The sequence below is a fragment of the Pseudomonas thivervalensis genome, assembly GCF_001269655.1.
Classification (GTDB): domain Bacteria; phylum Pseudomonadota; class Gammaproteobacteria; order Pseudomonadales; family Pseudomonadaceae; genus Aquipseudomonas; species Aquipseudomonas thivervalensis.
Map to the genome: position 1 here is coordinate 1 of NZ_LHVE01000014.1, position 24,281 is coordinate 24,281.

Below are 24,281 nucleotides of genomic sequence, written 5' to 3' on the forward strand. Positions count from 1 at the left end.
ACCAGACGATCTGGCCGGCGGGGTCGGTGAGTTCCTGGGGCGTGCCCAGGTGGTCGAGGTGGTAGTAGAACGGCGTGGCTTTTTCCGGGCCTTCGCCGTTGAGCATCGCCAGTGGACGGAAGGTGCCCGGTTCGTAGATGTAGCTGCGGTGATGGCGCGGGCTGTTTTCGGCGACGAGCTGGTCGCCCTGCCAGAAAAATTCCGTGGTCAGGCCGTCCACGGTCTTGCTGATCCGTCGGCCGAAGGCGTCGTAGCGGTAGGACGTTTCGCGGCCGTCGGCCGTGGTGACGCCGATCAGGCGGTGTTGGCTGTCGTAGCGGTAGGCGCTGACCAGGGCCTGGCCGTGGCGTTCGCGGATCAGGTTGCCGAAGGCGTCGTAGTCGTAGTGGCGGTCACCCTCCCTCAGCAGGCGGTTGCCCTTGACGGTGGTCGGGCCGGGGCGGTCCTGCATCAACAGGTTGCCGGCCGGGTCGTGGCTGAAGTGTTCCGGCGGCTCGCTGTGGGAAAAGTCGATGCGGGTCAGGCGATCTAGAGGATCGTACTGGTAGCTGCGGCGGTTTCGGTGGTCGGAAAGGGTCTGGAGGTTGCCTTTGGGGCTGTAGGTATAATCGCGCCAGAACAGTTGCTGCTGTGGGTTCTGCCACACGGTTTGGGCTTTGAGGCGGCCTTGTTCGTCGTACGCATAGTCACTGAGCAGCCGGCCCTGCTGGCGCTGTCGTTCGCGACCGCCGTCAAAGCGGTGCTCGGTCAAGCGCGCGCCGTTGAGGTCGATGGCGGTCAGCGCACCACCCGGGGCGTGGTGGTAGTCGAGCCGGCTGTCGTCTGGCAGGCGCAGGTGGTTGAGGCGTCCGCAGGCATCGTAGCGATAGCGCAGGGTGCCCCAGCCCTGGTGTTCAGTGACCAGCCGGTTCTGGGCGTCGTATTCGAAGGCCAGCGGATGGTCGCTGCCGTCGTCGACGTGGACCAGCCGGCCCAACTCGTCATAGCGGTATTCGGTGGCCTGGCCGTCGGGCAAGGTCTTGACCCGCAGTCGCCCGGCCGCGTCACGCTGGTAACGGGTAACCCATTGCGAGCCGTCCTCGCCGTGCTCGGTCTTCTCCAGCAGGTGACCATTGAGGTCGTAGGCGTAGGCGGTGCGTTGGCCGTCGAAGCCGACTTGCTGTCGGATCAAGCCGTTGGGCGTGTAGTCCAGCTGATAGTGTTCGCCGGATTCGTTTTCGATCTCGGTCAGCAACAGCCGCGCCGAATCGTAGCGATACTTCAGCTCGCTGCCGTCGGGGTTCAGGCGACGGCTGACCAGGTGCAGGTCGTCGGCGTATTCGTAGCGGGTGGTCCGGCCTTGCTCGTCGCGCTCGGCGATGACCTTGCCGTAGGCGTTGTAGCTCCAGGCCCGGGTGGCACCGGTGGGCAGGGTCACTTGCAGCAGGCGGCCAACGGCGTCCCATTGATAATGCGTGAGGGCGCCGTGTTCGTCCCGGCGGCTGAGCAAACGTCCCAGGGCGTCGTAGGAAAAAGACCGGCGACCGCCGTCGGGCAAGACCTCTTCGGTCAGTTGGCCCAGGCGACTCCAGGTGAAGCGATGTTCGCCGCCGTCCGGGTCGTACCTTGCCAGCAGTTGTCCGTGGGCGTCGTAGGCATATTCCGTACGCTGGCCGTCCGGATCGATGCTGGCGATCACATCGCCCCGGGCATTGCGGCGGTAGGTCCACACGGCCTTGCCGCGCTGACGGGTGTGCAGGAAACCGTTGCGGTATTCGTAGGACGTCGGCGCCTCGTCTGGAGGAGTCAGCGCCACCAGCCGTCCGACATCGTCGTAGCGGTATTCGCTGACCGCTCCCAGCGGGTCCTGTTCGGCGATCAACCGGCCTTGTTCGTCATAGGCCTTGAGGTGCTCGCCGCCGTCGGGCTCGACCTTGCGCACCAGCCGCGCCCGGTCGTCGTGGACATACACTTCCTGGCTGCCATCCAGGTGCTGCACCGTGACGCTGCCGTCCTCGCCCCAGGTGTAGCGGCTGTCCATCTGCGCAAACGAGGCCCAATGCCGTACGCAACGGGACGCCGGCCCGACGCCTTGCCACTCCCAGTAGAAACTCGCGCCGCCGGCCAGTTGCCGCTGGAGAATGACGTGCCGGTCGTCGTAGTCGTAGCGTTCGCTTTCACCGGCGGCATTGGTCGCTTCGATCAGTCGGAAACGTCCGTCGTAGCGGTAGGACACCAGCGTCTGTTCGGTCCGCCAGGCGTCGTCGAGGGTGACGGCCGGGTGGAAGCTCTGGTAGTCGACGGCGATCAGGTGACGCTGTTGATAGCGCAGGCGCAAGGAACGCCCGGCGCCGTTGTCCAGGCGGCTGATGTCGCCGTGGATGTTGCGTTGAACGCTCAGGCGGTTGTCGTAGCGGTCGCTGAGGGCGATCAGGTGGCCGTCGCGAAAATGCAGGAACGGCGCGTTTTCGCCGGGTTGGGCGACGATCAGTTCGTCCGGCTCGGTGCCCAGGTAGATCGCCGCCCGGGCCAGGCTGTTGTGGATCGCCGGGCGCTGGGTGGTGGGCAGTGGAAAGAGCGTGCGACGATTTTCCTGGTCGACCCAGGTGACCTGCTCGCCGTCGAGTTCCAGGCGATGGGCCAGGGCATGGCTCCAGCCGCGCCCGAGGCCGATGTCCAGGTCCGCGGCACTGGTGCGGTACAAACGGGTGAAGACGAACGGCAAGCGGCCGTCGAGGGTGCCGTCGTCCAGGGTCAGCAGTTCTTCGCCAGTGACCATCGACACCGGGCAGCCGCTGGTCTGGGTCTGGGCCGCGGTGTCGGCGCTGTCGCCGTTGGGGTTTTTCGATTGGGCGGGGGCGTCGTCGTGGGGTTCGTGTTTTTTCAGTGTGGTGTTGCGCTGTGCATCCCAGCGCAGTTGCATCCGACCTTTTTTTATCCCCGCCGCTATGCCGCGTGCTGCCACGGTTTTGTAGCGGTCCACGTAGGTCATGAAGCCGTTGACCACGGCGAAGATCGCCTTGATGAAACGCTGCATGGCGTTCAGCAAGGTTACGCTGTGCCTGGCCAACCGCATCGACAGGTAGGCGATCCCGGCCCCCGCCCCGGCAAAGGTCAAGACCACGCCGATCAGCAAGTCGATCACCAACTGCACCACCACGGTCGATAGGGCTTCGGCCGTTTCGCCAGCAATCTCGCTGGGCGGCAACATCTCCAGCCAGAGGCTCGCCGTGCGCACCAACAGGCACAGCGCCGCTTCGTCGCTGGCCAGTAGTTGCAGCTTCGCCATCACCGCCGGGGTGTCTCGCGCCAGCTGCTTCAACCGCTCAGCGCTGTCACCCAGTCGCTGAACAAACTGACCAGGATCCTTGAGAATGTCCGACAGCAGGCTGATGCTGTCCCATACCCCCTCGATCGCCGCCCAACTGCCGGCGAGCAAGCCGTTCCCCACCGCGGCCGCCGAAGTCGCCAGGGACTGCTGCGCCCATCGTGGCTTGAAACCTTGCCACTCGCCGCGTAGCCAGTCCGTCAGATCGCCAGTCAAACCATCGTAGGAAGAAAACAGGCTTTTTATCTGCTGGGCGGACACCTCGCCCTGGACATGCACCCGATAGGACTTGCCCGCCTCCCCCTTGAAGGTCCCCAGGCCCTGGGCGTCCAGGGTGACCGGCGTAACCTCGCCACTGTCCACATCCACGACATCCACCACGATGTCGCCCAGGGGGATGTCGTACACCGACTCGAACTTGCTCTCGATCGTCATCACCCCGCCTTGGGGGCACTGGACGACGGTGGAAAGGAAATCATCGTCGCCGCTGCTGACGGCGGTCGTGCTGTCGCCGAAGCGGATCAGCCGCTCCATGCCCATCAGCGCGGGCAAGTCGGCCGCATGGCTGGCCCGGTCCGCCGCCCGGCTATACCAGCGCTCGAGCTGCTCGCGGTAGACCGACAGGGTGTCTTTGAAGCTGTCGAGCTCCTGCTCGATACGGTTCACCTGCTCCATCAGGACAGGGCTCGTTCAAGGGCCAGCAGGGAAAAACGGTCGAACATGGGCAACGTCTCGCAGCACTCAGGGAGCACGAGACTGTGCCGGGGATGACGGGGGAATTAAGTCAGGGGAAAGGGATAAAGGACGTAGGGCGATTCGCTAAATTCGCCGGACTGCACAACGAATGTCCCAGGGGAACACGCTAGAGGTCCCGGGCTTCGAGAGCCTTTAGCTTGATCTCGGCCAACGGATGCCCGGCTTTCGCCGCCAAGGTCCACCAGCGAGCCGCCTCGACCGGGTCCGGTGCCTTGCTGGTTGTACCGGCCAGGCTGATCACGCCGACCTGATAGGCGGCCTTGCCATCACCGGCCAGTGCCGCCAGCCGCAGTAGGCGAACCCCTTCCTCACGGGCGCCCAGCCCTTGGCCGCGGAAGGTGAGGATATGCCCATAGAAGCTTTGCGCACCGACGTCGCCCAGGTTCGCCATGCGCGAGAACTGGCCCTCGAGCCAGGCCCAGCCACGTGCCTGGCGGACGAACCAGGGCCAATGAAACAACCGGCGCGCCAGCCAATAACCCACCCGCGCCTTGAGTCGCCAGAGCACTCAGGCCTCCGCCGACTCGGGGTACTCGTATTCAAACACCCGGACCACTTCCGAAGCGTGCCAGGAGGCGGCAGCCACCCCATCGGAAGGCCCGGAAAAGCGGCCCAGGCGTTCAACGCATTCGAAGAACCCGGTGCGCGGCAATCGACTGGCGCCCTGGCTGATCACCAAGGAACTGCGCAGCGGCTGTTCTGCCCGGGCGTCCAGCGCCGCCAGGTGTTCAAGGGCCGCAGTCAAGGTCTGCATGGCCGGGCTGGGTAGCTGCAAGCGCTCCAGCAAGGCGCGATAAGTCAATAAATGGCGCTGGCGCCGCGCCTGGTCCAATTCACCCAACAACCCATCCCAATGCTGCCGACTGATGCGTACGCTCACGATTCTTCCCTCCAACCCGGCACCGTCAACTCCCAGGCCAGACTGCGCCGAATCGCGGCATCGGGCTGACGCTCGCCGCTTTCGATCAAGGCCAGATAAGACGGGCTGATGCCAACCGTGCGGGCCAGCGCCTCGATGGCGATGCCCTTCCCTTCGCGCAAACTGCGTAATTGATCCAGGCCAGGGAGAACCTGGCCGGGGGCTGCCGCGTGACGGACTGTAGCTTCACGCGGCGGTGCTTGATCGATGCCTGCTGCTTTCAACAACGCTTGGTACTGATCCCACGGCAAAACCGCGTATTCGGGCTCTCCGTCACGTGTGATTATTTGAATATCCATGTTTACCCCGTAGGACAACAACACTTAGCAAGTCAGCCTTTTTCCTTGGAAGTGTAATCCTAAATACCGGCTAAGGTCGCGGGGTGATGAATTCTCAGGGCGTCAGGGCTTTTTTTGACCTTGGAGTTGGAGCTGTTCCGGGGTGTCGGGAAGCCTTTCGACTTTGGCCAGCGTCTCGGGGGACTGCCGATAACGCCAGGCGCGGAAAGCTTCGAGTTCGACGTCGAGGGTTTTCATGATCCATGCCAGCACCGCGATATCGTCGAACATGCCAAACATCGGCAAAAGGTCTGGAATCGCGTCCAAGGGGCTGAGGAAATACATCAGTCCGGCCACCACCGACAGCATCGACTTGGCGCTGACAGCACGGTATTCGCCCCGCCAGTAGGCCAGGCACAAGGCCTGCAACAGGCGCAGGTCCTCCTTGAGCTTGCCCAGCCGCCCACCCTCCCGGGCCCCTTTGCTGGCAACGGCGAAGAGCAGTGTCGGCAAACGACCGCGGGCCAGCAGGCGGCCTGCCAACGGCAGAAATCGCGCAAAATTCCACGGGGCCTTCATTTTTTCTCCCACTGAAATGTTATCCACACAAATTGTGGATAACCTTGTGAACAGAGCTGCATTTCACCGCTGAAGCCCCCGTTTCATAAGGGCCCGGCTTAGATCGGGCGTTTTTTACTCACATAAAAAAACCCAATATTTCATTGACTTGACCGGCTGACTGCGTCTAGCACAGCGCCTGTATTGCCTATGACTATAGCCCGCAGCGTGCGTTCGGTTTTTTTGCCATTCGCCGCAGCCCAGATACGACAACGCCCCGCATAAGCGAGGCGTTGTCGTTATAGCAGACGCGATTACTTGGCTGCGTCTTCTTTTGCCGGATCCTTGATCGCCAGCAGCTCCAGGTCGAACACCAGGACCGAGTTCGCCGGGATGGCCGGGCTCGGGCTCTGGGCGCCGTAGGCCAGGTCGCTCGGGATGTACAGCTTGTACTTCTCGCCGACGTGCATCAGTTGCAGGCCTTCGACCCAACCCGGGATCACGCCGCTGACCGGCAGGTCAATCGGACTGCCACGCTCGACGGAGCTGTCGAACACGGTGCCGTTGGTCAGCTTGCCAGTGTAGTGAACAGTCACGACGTCGGTCGGCTTAGGCTGTGCGCCATCGGCTTTCTTGACCACTTCGTACTGCAGACCGGAAGCGGTAGTGGTGACACCGGCTTTCTTGCCGTTTTCCTCGAGGAATTTCTTGCCGGCGGCTGCCGACTCTTCGCTCATCTTGGCCATGCGCTCTTCGGCACGCTTTTGCAGCGCCGCGAAGGCTTCGACCAGTTCTTCGTCTTTCAGCTTCTGTTCTTTCTTGCCGACGGCATCTTCGATGCCCTGGGCAACCGCTTTGGAGTCCAGGTCATCCATACCTTCCTGAGCCAGGCTCTTGCCCATGTTCAGGCCGATACCGTAGGAAGCTTTCTGCGCCGGGGTTTTCAGCTCTACGCTGGTCTGCGAGTCGCAACCCGCAAGTACCAGGCCAACCAGGGCTACCGCCGCCGCCAACCGATGCTGTTTCATGCTATTTCCTTGTTCATGCGCCTAAAGGGCAATCGAGTAAAGCCGCGAGCTTATCAGGCGGCCACGACCAATGGCTACCGGCATGTGAGCCACAAAGTGATGATAAGTTCAGGTCCGCAAACGCTTTTTAATCCCGGATAAATGAAGCATCTGTCATCTGTTACGTACAGGGACACATTGCCGCCCCCCCACAGGCCAGGCCTACTGGCCACTTGCCCGCTGCGCAGCGCTGAGGCATAAGGGCATATCAAAAAAACAAGGACGTAACCGTGCGCCTCCTCTCTCGCATTCTCTTGCTGCTTCTCGCGCTGCTGATTGTCGCCGTCGCCGTGGTGCTTTACTACGTCGCCAATCCTCGGCTGCCCTTCTATGAGCCCATCGAACAGGTGCATTACCTGGATCAATGGAGCGCCGCCGAGCGCCAGACGTATTACTTCACGCCCCAGGGCACCCAGGTCAAAGGCCTGCGCTACGACTGGTTCACGGCCCTCGAACTGCCGTTTTCGCAACAACGCTTCGCATCGCCGGAGTATCTGGCGCGCTTTGGCTTCCTTATCGATCCGGCCCAGAAAGCCACGCCCGACAATCCCGGCAATTTGCCGGTGGGTTTCACCCGGCACCAGAACGCCGGCAGCGCCGACCAATTCCTCGATATCACCTGCGCTGCGTGCCATACCGGCGAATTGCGCTTCAAGGGCCAGGCGATAAGGATCGACGGTGGCTCGGCACAGCACGTGCTGCCTTCCAGTGTCCCTACGCTGCGCGGTGGCAGTTTCGGACAGGCCTTGGTCGCCAGTCTGGCGTCTACCTACTACAACCCATGGAAATTCGAGCGCTTCGCCCGCCAGGTGCTGGGCAAAGATTACGATGCCCGCCACGAGGACCTGCGCAAGGCGTTCAAGAACTCCCTCGATACCTTCCTGCGGGTGGCCTGGAACGATACCCATCGCGGCCTCTATCCCACCGAGGAAGGCCCTGGCCGTACCGACGCCTTCGGCCGTATCGCCAATGCCAGCTTTGGCGACGCCATCTCGGCGGAAAACTACCGGGTCGCCAACGCACCGGTGGATTACCCGCAGCTGTGGGAAATGTGGACCTTCGACTGGGTGCAGTGGAACGGATCGGCGCAGCAACCGATGGCCCGCAACGTCGGTGAAGCGTTGGGGGTCGGCGCCACACTGAATTTCTTCGACACCCAAGGCAAACCGCTGCAAGGCGACGCGCGATACCCCTCCAGCGTGCGCGTGCGCGACTTGAACAAGATCGAAGAAACCCTGCAACTGCTCAAGCCGCCCGAGTGGCCGGAAGCGTTGCTGGGCGCGATCGATAAACCGCTGGCTGCCCAGGGCCGAGCCCTGTTCACCGAAAACTGCGCCGGCTGCCATGTGCCCAAAGTGGTCCAGGGGCCTGACAGGCCAGTCCAGCAATTGCACATGTTGCCTGTGCAGGTGATCGGCACCGACCCGGGCACCGCCAATAACATCGCCGACCACCGTTACGACCTGACCAGCCTGCAATGGGACCCGGCCGAGCTGGCGAAGCTGGAAGTGCAACTGCACCCGACCCCGACGGAACCGCTGGACCTGAGCCAACTCTCGGTCGCCAAAGGCCTGGCCTACGTCACCGCCTTCGTCGAAAACCGCGCTTACCGCGACGCCGGCGTCACCCCCGCTGAGCGCCCGGCCCTGGACGGTTTCGGCCTGCCCATCGGTGTCCGTGAATTGCGCGCCTACAAGGCCCGGCCGCTGGCCGGTGTCTGGGCCACGCCACCGTTCCTGCACAACGGCTCGGTGCCGACGATCTATCAACTGCTGTCCCCCCAGGACGAGCGCGCGACCACGTTCTATAAAGGCAATTTCGAATACGACCCACGCCACTTGGGTTATCGCACCGAAGCCTTCACCAACGGCTTTATCTTCGATACCCGGATTACCGGCAATCACAACAGCGGCCACGAGTTCCGCGCAGGCGAACGCGGTAACGGCGTCATTGGCCGCTTGCTGCAACCGCAGGAACGCTGGGCCTTGCTGGAGTATTTAAAAGTGCTGGGCGGGCCACTGGAGTCGCAACTGTAATGATGAACCCCACCGGTAAAAGGATGTTGGCATGCTGATCACCCTCTGGCTGCGCCTCGGCGCCTTTTTGGGCAAGACGCTCCTATGGCTGCTGGGCATCGGGTTGCTCGGCTGGGCACTGTCCTCGGCCTGGTTTGCCTGGCAACACAAGGGACCGGTCCCGGACAAGGAACAGGTCGCACCCGGCGAAGCCGCCATGACCCAGGACATCATCCAGACCGCGATTCGCATCGTCGATCAACACCGCGAAGGCACGCGTTACCTGCGCGACGCCCACGCCAAGGCGCACGGTTGCGTCATGGCCGAGGTCCAGGTGCCCAAGGACCTGCCTGCTCCGTTGCGCCAGGGGGTGTTCGCCGAACCGGGCAAGACCTGGCAGGCCACGATCCGCTTGTCCAACGGCAACGCCTATCCGCAATTCGATAGCCTGCGCGATGCCCGTGGAATGGCGATCAAGCTGCTGAACGTGCCCGGTAAGCAATTGCTGGCGGACCGGCAATCATTCGGCGAGCAGGATTTCGTGATGTTCAATCATCCGAACTTCTTTGTCAGTGATGTCGCCGAATATCGTCAGAATGTGGCTGCTCAGGCTGACGGGAAGAAGGCGATGGCTTTTTTTCCGAGCCTGGACCCGCGCACGTGGCAGATTCGGCATCTGTTCATCGCTTTGGCGACCCTCTCGCCGGCGCCGGCCAGTCCGACCCAGACCACTTATTTCTCGGTATCGCCTTATAAGTTTGGCGAGGCCAACGCCAAGTTTCGCGTCGCGCCGGATCCGGACAGCTGTCCAACCTATACCCTGCCACCGCAGAATCAGGATTTGCCGAATTTCTTGCGTAGCGCACTGAATCAGCAGTTATCCACAGATCGGGTGCCTGCGTGTTTTGTCTTGCAGATCCAGCGTCAGGATCCGAGCAAGTACATGCCGATCGAAGACACCAGTATTGAATGGAAGGAAAGTGATGCGCTGTTTGAGACGGTGGCGCGCATTAAGGTGCCGGCTCAGGATTTTGATACGCCCAAGCTGAATCTGGCTTGTGATAATCAGTCGTTCAATCCTTGGTTTGGGATTGAGGCGCATCGTCCGATTGGTGGGATTAATCGGTTGCGCAAGGCGGTGTATGAGGCGGTCAGCGATTATCGGCATCGGCGGAATGCTGAGTAATAGACGATGGGTTTTGGGTGTATATCCGTTTCTTCGGTAACGGATATACACACAAAAAAGAGAACCAAAAAAAAACGACGCTCTCCCCTCGTAAAGGAAAAGCGTCGTTTCTAGTAGCCACCTGGCGTTCAGCATTCCAGATAACCGAATATGGCGCAGCGGACGGGACTCGAACCCGCGACCCCCGGCGTGACAGGCCGGTATTCTAACCGACTGAACTACCGCTGCGCGTAACATTGAAAGCTTGGTGGGTGATGACGGGATCGAACCGCCGACATTCTGCTTGTAAGGCAGACGCTCTCCCAGCTGAGCTAATCACCCTTCACTTTCGATGCGGGGCGCATTCTCTCACAGTTTTTCGTAACGTGCTGATTTAATTAGTAAATTCAGCAAAAAAAACAGGAGCGACACACACCGCAGGAACAACAAACAGCAAAAAGCCCGCATTAGCGGGCTTTCCGTGGTGACCTGGCGTTCAGTGTTCCAGGTTACCGAATATGGCGCAGCGGACGGGACTCGAACCCGCGACCCCCGGCGTGACAGGCCGGTATTCTAACCGACTGAACTACCGCTGCGCGTAACACGTTGAACGAATGGTGGGTGATGACGGGATCGAACCGCCGACATTCTGCTTGTAAGGCAGACGCTCTCCCAGCTGAGCTAATCACCCTTCGCTTTCGGTGTGGCGCGCATTCTACGGAGCAGTCTTTAAGCTGGCAAGCACTTTTTAAATTAATTTTTTCAGGCCTTCCAAAGGCTTAGCGAAGGGTTGGCCTATGGCGCCGCGAAGAGAATAATGCCCCCCTTTGTATAAAGGAGAGACTCACCCCATGTGGTTCAAAAACCTGCTTATCTATCGCCTGACCCAAGATCTGCCTTTTGATGCCGAGGCGTTGGAAACTGCACTGGCCAGCAAACTGGCGCGTCCATGTGCAAGCCAGGAGTTGACCACTTACGGTTTCGTCGCGCCGTTTGGCAAAGGCGAAGACGCACCGCTGGTGCACGTCAGCCAGGACTTCCTGCTGATCGCCGCGCGCAAGGAAGAACGCATCTTGCCGGGCAGCGTCGTGCGCGATGCCCTGAAGGAAAAGGTCGAAGAGATCGAAGCCGAGCAAATGCGCAAGGTCTATAAAAAGGAACGGGACCAGCTCAAGGATGAAATCATCCAGACGTTCCTGCCTCGTGCGTTCATCCGTCGCTCGTCCACCTTCGCCGCCATCGCGCCGAAACAGGGCCTGATCCTGGTGAACTCGGCCAGTCCGAAACGCGCCGAAGACCTGCTGTCGACCCTGCGCGAAGTCATCGGCTCGCTGCCGGTACGTCCGCTGACGGTCAAGATGGCCCCGACCGCCACCATGACCGACTGGGTCAAGACCCAGAAAGCCGCAGATGATTTCTTCGTGCTGGATGAATGCGAACTGCGCGACACCCACGAAGACGGCGGCATTGTGCGTTGCAAGCGCCAGGACCTGACCAGCGACGAAATCCAGCTGCACCTGAACACCGGCAAGGTGGTGACGCAACTGTCGCTGGCCTGGCAGGACAAGCTGTCCTTCGTGCTCGACGACAAGATGGTGGTCAAGCGCCTGAAGTTCGAAGACCTGCTGCAGGACCAGGCGGAGCAGGACGGTGGCGACGAAGCCCTCGGCCAGCTGGATGCCAGCTTCACGCTGATGATGCTGACGTTCGGCGAGTTCCTGCCGGCGCTGGTTGAAGCGTTGGGTGGTGAAGAGATTCCGCAGGGGATCTAAAAGGCTTCTGGTTGCCCATGTGGGAGCGAGCTTGCTCGCGATAACGGTATGACAGCCACAGCGATGTTGACTGACACTCCGCTATCGCGAGCAAGCTCGCTCCCACATTGGTTTATGTGGTTCCACTTGAATAATAAGGATCAGGTCATGCGCGCATTGGCTGCATTGAGTCGTTTTGTCGGCAATACCTTCGCTTACTGGGTACTGTTTTTCGCGGTACTGGCTTTCCTGCAACCGCAATGGTTCGTCGACCTGAAAGTCGCCATCGTGCCGCTACTGGGCCTGGTGATGTTCGGCATGGGCTTGGCATTGAAGCTGGAAGACTTTGCCGAAGTCGCTCGCCGTCCGGGACGCGTAGCCCTGGGGGTGGTTGCCCAATTCGTGATCATGCCCGGCACCGCGTGGCTGCTTTGCCAGGTGTTCAGCCTGCCGCCGGAGATCGCCGTCGGCGTCATCCTCGTGGGTTGCTGCCCGAGCGGCACTTCCTCCAACGTCATGACCTGGCTGGCTCGCGGTGATTTGGCCTTGGCCGTGGCGATTTCCGCCATCACCACCCTGCTCGCCCCTCTGCTGACCCCAGCGCTGATCTGGCTGCTGGCCTCGGCCTGGTTGCCGGTGTCGTTCTCGGCGTTGTTCTGGTCGATCCTGCAAATTGTCCTGGTACCGATCGCGCTGGGCATCGTTGCGCAACGCCTGCTGGGTGCCCGGGTGCGGCATGCCATAGACGTGTTGCCGCTGATTTCGGTGGTGAGCATCGTAATCATTGTGGCGGCGGTGGTTGCGGCCAGCCAGGCGAAGATCGCCGAATCCGGCCTGCTGATCATGGCAATCGTGATGCTGCACAACAGCTTCGGTTATCTGCTGGGGTACTTCACCGGGCGTCTGTTCGGCTTGCCGTTGGCCCAGCGAAAAACCCTGTCACTGGAAGTGGGCATGCAGAATTCCGGCCTCGGCGCGGCATTGGCGAGCGCACACTTTTCGCCGCTGGCGGCGGTGCCCAGCGCACTGTTCAGCGTCTGGCACAACATTTCCGGCGCCCTGCTCTCGACGTACTTCCGGCGCATGAGTGAAAAACAGGACCGTGAACTGCTTGCCCGTCAAACGGCGGATTGACCGAGCGACTTGACCAAACAGTCAGCATTGGGCACTCTTGCGCCCAATGCGGGGACGACCCCGCAACGCCATCGCGTCATTATCCGGGGACGACCCCACCCATCGATGAGGTGTGTGATGTCCTGGATCATTCTGTTTTTTGCCGGCCTGTTCGAAGTCGGCTGGGCCGTCGGCCTGAAGTACACCGACGGCTTCAGCCGCCCTCTCCCCACCGCACTGACCATCGCCGCCATGGCGATCAGCCTCGGCCTGCTTGGCTTGGCCATGAAGGAACTGCCGCTGGGGACCGCCTATGCAATCTGGACCGGGGTCGGTGCCGTGGGCACAGTGATCGCCGGGATCATTTTGTTTGGTGAGTCGATGGCGCTGGTTCGCCTGGCCAGCGTGGCGTTGATCGTTGCTGGGTTGATCGGACTCAAGGTCAGCGCGTAAATTCACTTGTGGGAGCGAGCTTGCTTGCGATTGCAATCTGTCTGCCGGCATTCATGTCATAGAGAGACCGCTATCGCGAGCAAGCTCGCTCCCACAGTTTTTTTGGCTTATCTGACCACTCCGCGCAACTCCCCCACCAGCGCTTGCAACTTCGCTGGCTCAGCCGCCTCGACCGCTACCGCCGAACCCGCCACCAGCGTCACCCGTGACCAGAACCGGCGAAACAGCCCCTTGGCCGGGTCGCGACTGAAGAAACTGCCCCACAAGCCCTGCAGCGCCAGGGGAATCACCGGCACCGGGGTTTCCTGGAGGATGCGCGTCAGTCCGCTCTTGAACTCATTGATCTCACCGTCACCGGTCAATTTTCCCTCAGGGAAAATGCATACCAGCTCGCCGTCCTTCAGGTATTGGGCAATTCGCTTGAAGGCTTTTTCGTAGATATGGATATCTTCCTGGCGCCCGGCGATCGGAATCGTCCCGGCGGTGCGGAAGATGAAATTCAGCACCGGCAGGTTGTAGATCTTGTAGTACATCACGAAGCGAATCGGCCGACGCACCGCGCCGCCAATCAGCAAGGCATCGACGAAAGAAACGTGGTTGCAGACCAGCAGCGCAGCCCCTTCATCCGGTATCGCCTCCAGGTTGCGATGTTCCACGCGGTACATGGAATGGCTCAGCAACCAAATCATGAAACGCATGCTGAACTCGGGGACGATCTTGAAGATGTAGGCGTTGACGCCGATGTTGAGCACCGACACCACCAGGAACAACTGCGGGATCGACAGCTTGGCCAGGCTCAGCAACACGATGGAGACAATGGCCGAGACCACCATGAACAACGCATTGAGAATATTGTTGGCGGCAATCACCCGCGCCCGCTCGTTCTCGACGGTGCGCGACTGGATCAACGCGTACAGCGGCACGATATAGAAACCACCGAAGACACCCAAGCCAAGGATGTCGATCAACACCAGCCAGGCGTGACCGAAACCGAGCACTTCAAGCCAACCGTGGCCTTCGACGCTGGCGGGGATTCCACCAGAATGCCACCACAGCAGCAGGCCAAACACGGTCAGCCCGAACGAGCCGAACGGCACCAGGCCGATCTCGACTTTGCGCCCGGAAAGCTTTTCACAGAGCATCGAACCCAAGGCGATCCCCACCGAGAACACCGTCAGGATCAAGGTCACCACGGTTTCGTCGCCGTGCATCCACTCCTTGGCATAAGCAGGGATCTGCGTCAGATAAATCGCCCCGACGAACCAGAACCAGGAGTTGCCGACAATCGACCGGGACACCGCCGGGGTTTGCCCCAACCCCAGTTTCAGGGTGGCCCAGGATTGGCTGAAGATGTTCCAGTTCAGGCGCATTTGCGGCGAGGCCGCCGCCGCGCGCGGAATGCTGCGGCTGGCCAGGTAGCCGAGCACGGCAATGCCGACGATCGCGGCGGACACCACCGAGGCGTAATGCGCCGAAGACATCATGATCCCGGCGCCAATGGTACCGGCCAGGATCGCCAGGAAGGTGCCCATCTCCACCAGCCCGTTGCCGCCGACCAGCTCATCTTCGCGCAAGGCCTGGGGCAGGATCGAGTACTTCACCGGACCGAACAGTGCCGAATGCGTGCCCATGGCGAACAGCGCCAGTAGCATCAGCCACAAGTGATCGAACAGGAAACCCACCGCGCCCACCGCCATGATGACGATTTCGCCAAGCTTGATCAGACGAATCAGCGCGTCCTTGGCGAATTTTTCCCCGAACTGCCCCGCCAATGCAGAGAACAGAAAGAACGGCAGGATAAACAGCAGCGCGCAGAGATTGACCCAGATCGAGCGATCTCCCTCGATGGTCAGTTTGTAGAGGATGGCGAGGATCAGCGACTGCTTGAAAATGTTGTCGTTGAACGCGCCCAGGGACTGCGTGATGAAGAACGGCAGGAAACGCCGCGTGCGAAGCAAGGTGAACTGCGAAGGGTGACTCATCTTCCATGTTCCTGAGTGGCGTGGACGCTTATTGGAATGAACGTTTTTCGATCCAGGCCACACATTACCTGTCTTTAGCGATTATTTCGCCAGCCCTGCAATGCAGGGCGACACAAACAACTCACCGTGCCAGGCGCCCTGGACCGTACGCCGCCCAACGATCAGCCACAGCACCACCAGCATCGCCACCAGCACAGCACCGAACACGCCGAAGAAACCCAGGCCCAGCAGCTCCGAAAGCTTCAGTGTCGTCAGCGCGTACACGCCCAAGGGAAAGGTAAAACCCCACCAACCGAGGTTGAAGGGAATGCCTGCGCGCAGGTAGCGCGCGGTGATCAGCAGCGCCACCAGCATCCACCAGAGCCCCAGGCCCCACAGCGTGATGCCGGCCACCAGGCCCAACCCGGAGGCGATTTCGCCTACGCCGGGCAGGCCATTGGCGGCAAAAATCAACGGGGCATCGTTGCCCAGCAGCAACATGCCCAAGGCACCGGTACCAATCGGGCCGAGGGCCAGCCAGCTCGAGGCGGCCATGTTCTCGTGAGGGAGTTTATGCAGGGCCATGCGCAACAGCAGAATCGTCAGGATGCTGAACGCCACCGGCAGGGAAAATGCCCAAAGTACATAGCTGGTCACTAGCATGACCAGTTGCCCATGAACGTCGGCCAGGTGCGGCGCCAACAGCCCACCGCTGGCCGCCGCGACTTCGGCGGCCACCACCGGCAACAACCACACGGCGGTCATCTGGTCGATCCGGTGTTCCTGACGGGTGAACATCAAGAATGGGATCAGCACGCCACAGGCCAGTGACATGGCCACGTCGATCCACCACAACGCCTCGGCCACCGCCACCGCGCCCTCTCCCCAGCGCGGCAACCCGAAGACCAAAAAGCCGTTGATGAGGGTCGCCAGCCCCATGGGGATGGTGCCGAAAAACATCGAGACCGTTGAATGTCCGAAAATCCTTCGTGCTTCGTCGAAGAACAGCACCCAACGGGCCGTATACATGAGGGTGAACATCACGAACAACAGCGTGTTGAACAACCACAATCCTTCGCCCAAGGCGCGCAGGCCGGGCATCTGCGCCGGCCATTGCGCCAAGGCCAACGCCAGTACACCGGTGCCCATGGTCACGGCGAACCAGTTAGGCGTGAATTGGCGAATGGCCTCCAACGGCCTGGGCAAATGGCTCAAGGGGCGCAAGCGGTTTTTTGCGGCACAGCATGTCATGGCGAACTCCTGTCCTCGGATGAGGTGCCACCATGCTAGAGCCGGAAAGATTATCTATATAACGGGTAATATCTCTATATGTCATCTGTTTTACAGATAAGCATCAGACGCTGCCCTCGGTCTCGATCACCAGGATTCTCGCTTCGCCCAAAGGCTTGGCGACATGCTCGGTGCCCACCGAGGCGTAGAAAATGTCCCCGGCGTCCAGCAAAGTCGCCTTTTCGACGCCCTCTTCCCGATAGCACATCTGCACCTGCCCATCGAGCACCACGAAGACTTCCTGGCCGTCGTTGATGTGCCATTTGTAGGGTTGATCGGTCCAGTGCAGGCGCGTGGTGATGCCGTTCATGTTGGCGATATCCAGTGCCGCCCAGGCGCGGTCACCGGTGAAGGACTTGCTGCGAATGATTTTCAAGGGATCCGTCCAGAAGAAAACTGAGGCGCCAAGACTAACCCACTGCCAATGGCGCCTGCATGCTCGGTTTCAGGGCCGAACGCCATCGCTGAGTGGTTTTACCGACTGGCGCAGCCCCCACAACGCAGCGGCACACAACACAATCAACACAGCGCCATAACCATCGGTCGTCGGGATCAAGCCGAACACCCGCGTCAGGTTCCCCGCCAGCAACGACGGCAGGCTGAAGGCCAGGTAACTGAGGACATAGAACGCCGACATCAAACCGGCCCGTTCATGAGGCAAGGCCAGCGGCATGAGACTGCGCAATGCCCCCAGGAACCCTGCGCCGAAACCACCACCCGTGACCAGCGTGCCAATGAAGAACAACGGCAAGCTGGCGCCATGCACCGCCACCAGCACCAATGCCAGGCCGATCACCAACAGGCTGGCGGAGGGGCGCAACATCTTGTCGGCCTCCTGGTTGCGCAACAGGTAGATGGCTAACGCGCCGCTGAGGGTCAGCACCGCCACCAGCGCGCCACCGATCAGGTTGGAGGTCGATCCGGTGGCCGCTCGCACCAGGGACGGTGCCAGTGACAGGTAGAAACCACCTACCGCCCAGGCCGCCAGGTCCAGTGGCAAGACTCGCCACAACGCTCGCCGCGCCTGGAGCGGCACGTGCAAGGTCGGGCGCAACGACTGCCAGGCACAGGCTTGCGGGCTGACGCTTTCTTTCAGGCGCCAGAGGTAAACGGCCTGGGCCAGGAACACCCCCAGCAGCAGCCAGTAGGTCAGTTGCAACGGCAACGGTGCGAACTCGGCCAGCAGGCCACAGCCCAGCGCCCCGCACGCCATGCCCAACAGCGGCGCGATGCTGGTGATCAGCGGGCCTTGGCGACGGTCGAAATCCAGCAAGGCAGCACCCAATACACTGGTGGCCATGCCGGTGGCGAACCCTTGGATCACCCGGGCACCGATCAACCAGGCCACGCTGTCGGCGCCGATAAACAGCAGCATCGCCAGTATGTTGAGCAACAGCGCCACGAAGATCACCGGCTTGCGGCCCAGGTAATCCGACAGCGACCCCACGGTCAGCAAGGCCGCCAGCAGACTGAAGGCGTACACGCCGAAAATCAGCGTCAGGACAGCCGGGGAAAACTGCAACTGTTCCTGATAGAGGTGATACAACGGCGTCGGCGCACTGGAGGCGGCGAGAAAACCGAGCAAGGTGAGCGCCAGGAAGATCAGGCTGGCGCGGGTCGAAGCTGGACTGGACATGGGCACGCTCCACAGGAACATTCACAAAAGCTAATTTTTTGCTTTTGCGGAGTGTGCTACCGGCGTGCGCTTAAAGCAAATTCTTTGTGTTAAGGTCTGACGCATGGCTATTAAAGAAGGTTTACGCCCCGGCGGTCGAAGCGCCCGGGTCCAGGAGTCGATTCATTCGGCGGTCCGCGCCCTGTTGCAAGAGCAGGACCGCGCGAGCCTGACCGTGCCGCAAATCGCTGCGCGCGCCGGGGTAACCCCGTCCACCATCTATCGGCGCTGGGGCGATCTGCCGGCGCTGCTGGCCGATGTCGCCATCGCCCGCATGCGCCCAGACGGCGAACCGGCCGACACCGGCAGCTTGCGTGGCGACTTGCGCGCCTGGGCCGAGCAGTACCTGGACGAAATGAGTTCCGAGCCCGGTCGCAACATGATGCGCGACATCCAGGCCTGCGCCACGCCGGGGTATTGCGTGGGGATCATCAGCCGGCAGTTGCAGATCATCCTGGACCGCTACCCCGATGAACCCAATCCGGGCGTCGAGCGGCTGATCAATGTGGTGGTGGCGCCGACAGTGTTCCGCATTCTCTTTGCCAGCGCGCCGTTGGCGGCGGAAGAGTTGTATCGGTTGGTGGATATTGCGTTGGGTCAGTGACGGCGCCATCGCGAGCAAGCTCGCTCCCACAGGGGTTTGAAGTGAACCCAAGCTCTATATTCACTGGAGATCAAGTGTGGGAGCGAGCCTGCTCGCGATGAGGCCCGCCCAAACACCGCGCCCCCCCACCTGCGACACCCCACCGCGCCTCGACCTTGGTCGACACTGACGAACCCGAGCGGGCATGCGAGACTGTCCTGCCGGGCGCAAGTCCCGGTGTCTTTGTCGGGGAGTTTCCATGTCGCTGTCCAGCGGGCTGATCGCCGTTGTCGCCCTGGCCTATATGGCCATCATGTTCGCCATCGCCTTCTACGGCGACCGACGCAGCACGCCGTTGCCGCCTCGGGTGCGGGCCTGGGTCTACAGCCTGTCGCTGGCGGTGTATTGCACCAGCTGGACATTCTTTGGCGCCGTGGGCCAGGCCGCTGAACAGCTCTGGTCATTCCTGCCGATCTACCTCGGACCGATCCTGCTGCTGGTGCTGGCGCCGTGGGTCCTGCAGAAAATGGTGATGATCAGCAAGCAGGAGAACATCACCTCCATCGCCGACTTCATCGCCGCCCGCTACGGTAAATCCCAATCCCTGGCGGTGGTGGTCGCGCTGATCTGCCTGGTCGGCGTGCTGCCGTACATTGCCTTGCAACTCAAGGGCATCGTGCTCGGGGTGAACCTGTTGATCGGCGCCGGTGCCGACGCCATGGGCACCCGCGCCCAGGACACCGCGCTGATCGTCTCGCTGATCCTGGCGCTGTTCACCATCGTGTTCGGTACCCGCAACCTGGACGCCACCGAACACCACCGCGGCATGGTATTGGCGATCGCCTTCGAATCCCTGGTCAAACTGTTTGCCTTCCTGGCGGTCGGTGCGTTCGTGACGTACGGCCTGTACGACGGCTTCGACGACCTGTTCAATCAGGCGATGCTCGCCCCACGCCTGGAGCAGTACTGGAAAGAAACCATCAACTGGCCGTCCATGGTGGTGCAGACCGGGGTGGCGATGATGGCAATCATCTGCTTGCCGCGGCAGTTCCACGTAACCGTGGTGGAAAACATCGAGCCCCAGGACCTGCGCCTGGCCAAGTGGGTGTTCCCCGCCTACCTGGCCCTGGCCGCGCTGTTCGTGGTGCCCATCGCCCTCGCCGGGCAGATGATGCTGCCCAGTTCGGTGCTGCCGGACTCGTTCGTCATCAGCCTGCCGCTGGCCCAGGCCCACCCGGCCCTGGCCGTGCTGGCGTTCATCGGCGGCGCCTCGGCGGCCACCGGCATGGTGATCGTCGCGAGTGTGGCGCTATCCACCATGGTTTCCAACGACATGCTGTTGCCGTGGCTGCTGCGCCGCAACAATGCCGAACGTCCTTTCGAGGTGTTCCGTCAGTGGATGCTGTCGGTGCGGCGGGTGAGCATCGTGGTGATCCTGTTGCTGGCCTATGTCAGCTATCGGCTGTTGGGCTCGACGGCGAGCCTGGCGACCATCGGCCAGATCGCCTTCGCCGCCGTGACCCAACTGGCCCCGGCCATGCTCGGCGCCCTGTACTGGAAACAGGCCAACCGCCGTGGTGTGTTCGCCGGCCTCGCCACGGGGATCTTCCTGTGGTTCTACACCCTGGTGCTGCCGATTGCCGCCCACAGCCTGGGCTGGTCGCTCAGCAGCTTCCCGGGCCTGGCCTGGCTGCACGGCAATCCATTGAACCTGCCGATTACCCCACTGACCCAAGGGGTGGTCCTGTCCCTGGCCGGCAACTTCACGCTGTTTGCCTGGGTGTCCGTGCTATCGCGCACACGGGTCTCGGAACACTGGCAGGCCGGGCGCTTTATCGGTCAGGAAATCAGCGCCCGCCCCAACCCCCGCTCAATGCTGGCGGTGCACATCGAAGACCTGTTGCAACTGGCCGCGCGTTTCGTCGGCGAAGAGCGGGCGCGGCAGAGTTTCATTCGCTTTGCCTACCGCCAGGGCAAAGGCTTCAACCCGAACCAGAACGCCGACAGCGAATGGATCGCCCACACCGAACGCCTGCTGGCCGGTGTACTCGGCGCCTCTTCGACACGCGCCGTGGTAAAAGCCGCCATTGAAGGTCGGGAGATGCAGCTCGAAGACGTGGTCCGGATCGCGGACGAAGCGTCGGAAGTGCTGCAGTTCAACCGTGCCCTGCTGCAAGGCGCCATCGAGAACATCAGCCAGGGCATCAGCGTGGTCGACCAGTCCCTCAGGCTGGTGGCGTGGAACCGGCGCTACCTGGAGCTGTTCAACTACCCGGACGGTTTGATCAGTGTCGGCCGGCCCATTGCCGACATCATCCGCTACAACGCCGAACGTGGCCTCTGCGGGCCGGGCGAGGCGGAAGTCCACGTCGCCCGGCGCCTGCACTGGATGCGCCAGGGCCGCGCCCATACCTCCGAGCGACTGTTCCCCAACGGCCGGGTCATCGAGCTGATCGGCAACCCGATGCCCGGTGGCGGCTTTGTCATGAGTTTCACCGACATCACCGCGTTCCGTGAGGCCGCCCAAGCACTGACCGAAGCCAACGAGGGGCTGGAGCAACGGGTGGCCGAGCGCACCCGGGAACTGTCCCAACTGAACCTGGCCCTGACCGAAGCCAAGAGCACCGCCGAAGCGGCCTATCAATCCAAGACCCGGTTCCTGGCGGCGGTCAGCCACGACCTGATGCAACCGCTCAATGCCGCGCGGTTGTTCTCCGCCGCGCTGTCCCACCAGCACGACGGTTTGCCGAGCGAGGCCCGGCAATTGGTGCACCACCTGGACAGTTCGCTGCGCTCGGCTGAAGACCTGATCACCGACCTGCTGGACATCTCCCGGTTGGAAAACGGCAAGATCAACCCCGACCGCAAACCCTTCGCCCTCAACGACCTGTTCGATACGCTCGGCGCAGAGTTCACGGCGCTGGCCCAGGAACAAGGCTTGAAGTTCCGGGTTCGCGGCTCACAGCTACGGGTGGACAGCGACATCAAGCTGCTGCGGCGCATTTTGCAGAACTTCCTGACCAACGCGTTCCGCTACGCCAAAGGCCCGGTGTTGCTGGGCGTGCGCCGGCGCAACGGCGAGCTGTGCCTGGAAGTCTGGGATCGCGGGCCGGGCATCGCCGAGGACAAGCTGCAGGTGATTTTCGAAGAGTTCAAGCGCCTGGACAGCCACCAGACCCGCGCCGAAAAAGGCCTGGGGCTGGGCCTGGCCATCGCCGACGGGCTCTGCCGCGTGCTGGGCCATACCTTGCGCGTGCGTTCATGGCCGGGGCGCGGCAGCGTGTTCAGCGTCAGTGTGCCGTTGGCCCATACACAGGCCCTCGTACCCAGCCCCGTAGTCGAACCCAACGGTCATCTGCCAAGCGGCGCGCAGGTGCTGTGCGTCGATAACGAAGACAGCATCCTGATCGGCATGAACAGCCTGCTGACACGCTGGGGTTGCCAGGTGTGGACAGCGCGCAACCGCGAGGAATGCGAGCGTTGGCTGGCCCAGGGCGGTCGCCCGCAATTGGCGCTGGTGGACTTTCATCTGGACGACGGCGAGACCGGTACCGAACTGATGGCCTGGTTGCGCACACGCATGGGGGAACCGGTGCCGGGGGTAGTGATCAGCGCCGATGGCCGTCCCGAGACAGTGGCGCTGGTGCATGCGGCGGGCCTGGACTACCTGGCCAAGCCGGTGAAGCCGGCGGCGTTGCGGGCGTTGTTGAGTCGGCATTTACCGTTGTAGGCACCACACCGTTATCCTGGGAACATAGTGGCCTCTGTGGCGAGGGAGCTTGCTCCCGCTGGGCTGCGCAGCGGCCCCCTCTTTTGTGAGTGCTGCGCACTCAAGCGGGAGCAAGCTCCCTCGCCACAGGGTTTTGCTTCAGCCTTAGGGCTTGCTTCAGTCTTGAGAAGGTTCGGCTTCTTCGGACAACTCGGGCAACCCGTCCGCCCCCGTCATCGCTCGCTCGAGCAACTCCGCCGGCAAGCTCTTGCTGGCCCGGGCGCCAAGCAGCTTGAGTTGCTCACTGCGACTGATCAGGTTGCCACGCCCTTCCGTCAGCTTGTTGCGCGCAGCGCTGTAGGCTTTATCCAACTGCTGCAAACGACTGCCAATCTCGTCCAGGTCCTGGATGAACAAGACGAACTTGTCATACAGCCACCCCGCCCGCTCGGCGATTTCCCGGGCGTTCTGGCTCTGGCGTTCCTGTTTCCACAAGCTGTCGATCACCCGTAGCGTCGCCAACAATGTGGTCGGGCTGACGATCACGATGTTGCGGTCGAAAGCTTCCTGGAACAGGTTCGGCTCGGCTTGCAGGGCGGCGGAGAACGCCGCTTCGATCGGCACGAACAGCAACACGAAATCCAGGCTGTGCAAACCGTCCAGACGCTTGTAGTCCTTCCCGGCCAAGCCTTTGACGTGAGTTCGCAACGACAGCACATGTTGCTTGAGGGCGAGTTGGCCGATGGCGTCATCTTCGGCGGCCACGTACTGCTGATAGGCCGTGAGGCTGACTTTGGAGTCGACCACCACTTGCTTGTCGCCCGGCAGATAAATCAACACGTCCGGCTGGAAACGCTCGCCGTCCGGGCCCTTGAGGCTGACCTGGGTCTGATACTCGCGCCCCTTTTCCAAGCCAGCATGTTCAAGCACCCGCTCCAGGATCAGCTCGCCCCAGTTACCCTGGGTCTTCTGGCCTTTGAGCGCCCGGGTGAGATTGGTGGCTTCGTCGCTCAGGCGCAGGTTGAGTTGTTGCAGGCGCTCCAGTTCCTTGCCCAGGGAGAAGCGCTCCCGGGCCTCGGCCTGATAACTTTCTTCAACGCGTTTTTCGAAGGACTGGATGCGCTCCTTCAGCGGATCGAGCAACTGGCCCAGGCGTTGCTGGCTGGTTTCGGCGAAACGCTGCTCACGTTCATCGAAGATCTTCCCGGCAAGCTCGGCGAACTGCGCCCGCAGCTCGTCTCGCGAACCTTGCAGGTCATCCAGGCGTTGCTGATGGCTCTCCTGCTGCTCGCGCAGTTCGGCCTGCAACGACGCCGCCTGGGCATCGAGCCGCCGCAGCTCGGCTTCCTTGTTGGCGCGTTCAAGGTTCCAGGCGTGGGCGGCATCCCGGGCATTGTCGCGCTCGATCTGCAGCAAATCGACTTCGCGACAGGCCGCGGCAAGCTCGGCTTGCTTGGCGGCGTTGGCCTGGCTCAGGTCACTGATCTCGTCGCGGCAGGCATCGAGCTGGGCGTTGAGGCCATCATGGGCCATGTGGGCCGTGGCCAGGCGCTCTTCCAGCAGCGCCGTTTCGGTCTGCGCAGCGCCGGCCTGGCGTTGCAGGTGCCAGGCCAGTGCCAGCAACGGCACCGCAGCGCCTGCCAGGCCAAACAACAGGCTGGTCAAATCCATAGCCATGACA

The 24,281-nt window shown here is 61.9% G+C and carries 18 protein-coding genes and 4 tRNA genes; 7 read left to right on the forward strand and 15 right to left on the reverse strand.

Annotated features, from left to right (window positions below; translation table 11 throughout):
- From AD659_RS19515 to bamJ, 6 genes are all read right to left on the reverse strand, one after another.
- Positions 1–3,982: DUF6531 domain-containing protein (locus AD659_RS19515; RefSeq protein WP_053124216.1), on the reverse strand; the 3,982-nt coding region annotated here is incomplete at its 3' end.
- Positions 3,983–4,169: 187 nt separating this feature from the next.
- Complete coding sequence (locus tag AD659_RS19520; RefSeq protein ID WP_053124218.1) at positions 4,170–4,571, reverse strand: SEL1-like repeat protein; 402 nt, start codon at positions 4,569–4,571, stop codon at positions 4,170–4,172.
- Positions 4,572–4,943 (reverse strand): hypothetical protein, encoded by a 372-nt coding sequence (locus AD659_RS19525; RefSeq protein WP_003179080.1) that lies wholly within the window; start codon positions 4,941–4,943, stop codon positions 4,572–4,574. It lies immediately after the preceding gene.
- The gene (locus AD659_RS19530) at positions 4,940–5,281 is read right to left on the reverse strand and encodes a helix-turn-helix domain-containing protein (RefSeq protein WP_053124879.1); all 342 of its coding nucleotides are present in this window, start codon (positions 5,279–5,281) and stop codon (positions 4,940–4,942) included. The genes AD659_RS19525 and AD659_RS19530 overlap by 4 nt, the downstream gene beginning before the upstream one ends.
- 102 nt (positions 5,282–5,383) lie before the next feature.
- Positions 5,384–5,839, reverse strand: coding sequence for a YkvA family protein (locus tag AD659_RS19535; RefSeq protein WP_053124220.1), 456 nt, complete (start codon positions 5,837–5,839; stop codon positions 5,384–5,386).
- A gap of 293 nt (positions 5,840–6,132) precedes the next feature.
- The gene (gene bamJ, locus AD659_RS19540; RefSeq protein WP_030142016.1) at positions 6,133–6,846 is read right to left on the reverse strand and encodes a BamJ family beta-barrel-assembly machinery protein; all 714 of its coding nucleotides are present in this window, start codon (positions 6,844–6,846) and stop codon (positions 6,133–6,135) included.
- A 269-nt stretch (positions 6,847–7,115) separates the two neighbouring features.
- On the opposite strand from bamJ, the gene AD659_RS19545 reads away from it, so the two are divergent.
- Both AD659_RS19545 and AD659_RS19550 read left to right on the forward strand, forming a co-directional pair.
- Positions 7,116–8,921 carry a di-heme-cytochrome C peroxidase gene (locus AD659_RS19545; protein ID WP_053124222.1) on the forward strand — a complete coding sequence of 602 codons (1,806 nt, stop codon included), beginning with the start codon at positions 7,116–7,118 and terminating at the stop codon, positions 8,919–8,921.
- 31 nt (positions 8,922–8,952) lie between these two features.
- Positions 8,953–10,086, forward strand: a complete 1,134-nt coding sequence (locus AD659_RS19550; protein ID WP_053124224.1) for a catalase family protein — start codon at positions 8,953–8,955, stop codon at positions 10,084–10,086.
- 151 nt (positions 10,087–10,237) lie between these two features.
- On the opposite strand, the gene AD659_RS19555 is transcribed toward AD659_RS19550, so the two are convergent.
- From AD659_RS19555 to AD659_RS19570, 4 genes are all read right to left on the reverse strand, one after another.
- A tRNA-Asp gene (locus AD659_RS19555) sits at positions 10,238–10,314 on the reverse strand.
- Positions 10,315–10,331: 17 nt separating this feature from the next.
- Positions 10,332–10,407, reverse strand: a tRNA-Val gene (locus tag AD659_RS19560).
- 177 nt (positions 10,408–10,584) lie between these two features.
- Positions 10,585–10,661, reverse strand: a tRNA-Asp gene (locus AD659_RS19565).
- 19 nt (positions 10,662–10,680) lie between these two features.
- Positions 10,681–10,756: transfer RNA gene (locus AD659_RS19570), tRNA-Val, on the reverse strand.
- A gap of 160 nt (positions 10,757–10,916) precedes the next feature.
- Here AD659_RS19570 and rdgC point away from each other — a divergent pair.
- From rdgC to sugE, 3 genes are all read left to right on the forward strand, one after another.
- Complete coding sequence (gene rdgC / locus AD659_RS19575; protein WP_053124226.1) at positions 10,917–11,837, forward strand: recombination-associated protein RdgC; 921 nt, start codon at positions 10,917–10,919, stop codon at positions 11,835–11,837.
- A gap of 147 nt (positions 11,838–11,984) precedes the next feature.
- Complete coding sequence (locus tag AD659_RS19580) at positions 11,985–12,950, forward strand: bile acid:sodium symporter family protein (RefSeq protein WP_053124228.1); 966 nt, start codon at positions 11,985–11,987, stop codon at positions 12,948–12,950.
- 117 nt (positions 12,951–13,067) lie between these two features.
- A complete protein-coding gene (sugE, locus tag AD659_RS19585; protein WP_003204587.1) occupies positions 13,068–13,382 on the forward strand; it encodes a quaternary ammonium compound efflux SMR transporter SugE in 315 nt (104 codons plus the stop codon).
- A 107-nt stretch (positions 13,383–13,489) separates the two neighbouring features.
- On the opposite strand, the gene AD659_RS19590 is transcribed toward sugE, so the two are convergent.
- The 4 genes from AD659_RS19590 to AD659_RS19605 form a co-directional block, all read right to left on the reverse strand.
- Positions 13,490–15,364: an MFS transporter gene (locus AD659_RS19590; RefSeq protein WP_053124231.1), complete on the reverse strand. Its 1,875-nt coding sequence runs from the start codon at positions 15,362–15,364 to the stop codon at positions 13,490–13,492.
- An 81-nt stretch (positions 15,365–15,445) separates the two neighbouring features.
- Positions 15,446–16,594, reverse strand: coding sequence for a TDT family transporter (locus tag AD659_RS19595; protein ID WP_053124233.1), 1,149 nt, complete (start codon positions 16,592–16,594; stop codon positions 15,446–15,448).
- Positions 16,595–16,697: 103 nt separating this feature from the next.
- The gene (locus AD659_RS19600) at positions 16,698–17,009 is read right to left on the reverse strand and encodes a cupin domain-containing protein (protein WP_053124235.1); all 312 of its coding nucleotides are present in this window, start codon (positions 17,007–17,009) and stop codon (positions 16,698–16,700) included.
- Between the two features lie 69 nt (positions 17,010–17,078).
- Positions 17,079–18,269 carry an MFS transporter gene (locus AD659_RS19605; protein ID WP_053124237.1) on the reverse strand — a complete coding sequence of 397 codons (1,191 nt, stop codon included), beginning with the start codon at positions 18,267–18,269 and terminating at the stop codon, positions 17,079–17,081.
- Positions 18,270–18,372: 103 nt separating this feature from the next.
- Between AD659_RS19605 and AD659_RS19610 the strand changes: the two genes are divergently transcribed.
- Together AD659_RS19610 and AD659_RS19615 are read left to right on the forward strand one after the other, a co-directional pair.
- The gene (locus tag AD659_RS19610) at positions 18,373–18,912 is read left to right on the forward strand and encodes a TetR/AcrR family transcriptional regulator (RefSeq protein WP_053124239.1); all 540 of its coding nucleotides are present in this window, start codon (positions 18,373–18,375) and stop codon (positions 18,910–18,912) included.
- A 238-nt stretch (positions 18,913–19,150) separates the two neighbouring features.
- A complete protein-coding gene (locus AD659_RS19615) occupies positions 19,151–22,621 on the forward strand; it encodes a hybrid sensor histidine kinase/response regulator (protein WP_053124240.1) in 3,471 nt (1,156 codons plus the stop codon).
- 156 nt (positions 22,622–22,777) lie between these two features.
- On the opposite strand, the gene AD659_RS19620 is transcribed toward AD659_RS19615, so the two are convergent.
- Positions 22,778–24,163, reverse strand: a complete 1,386-nt coding sequence (locus AD659_RS19620; RefSeq protein WP_162277328.1) for a DNA recombination protein RmuC — start codon at positions 24,161–24,163, stop codon at positions 22,778–22,780.
- Positions 24,164–24,281 lie beyond the last annotated feature (118 nt).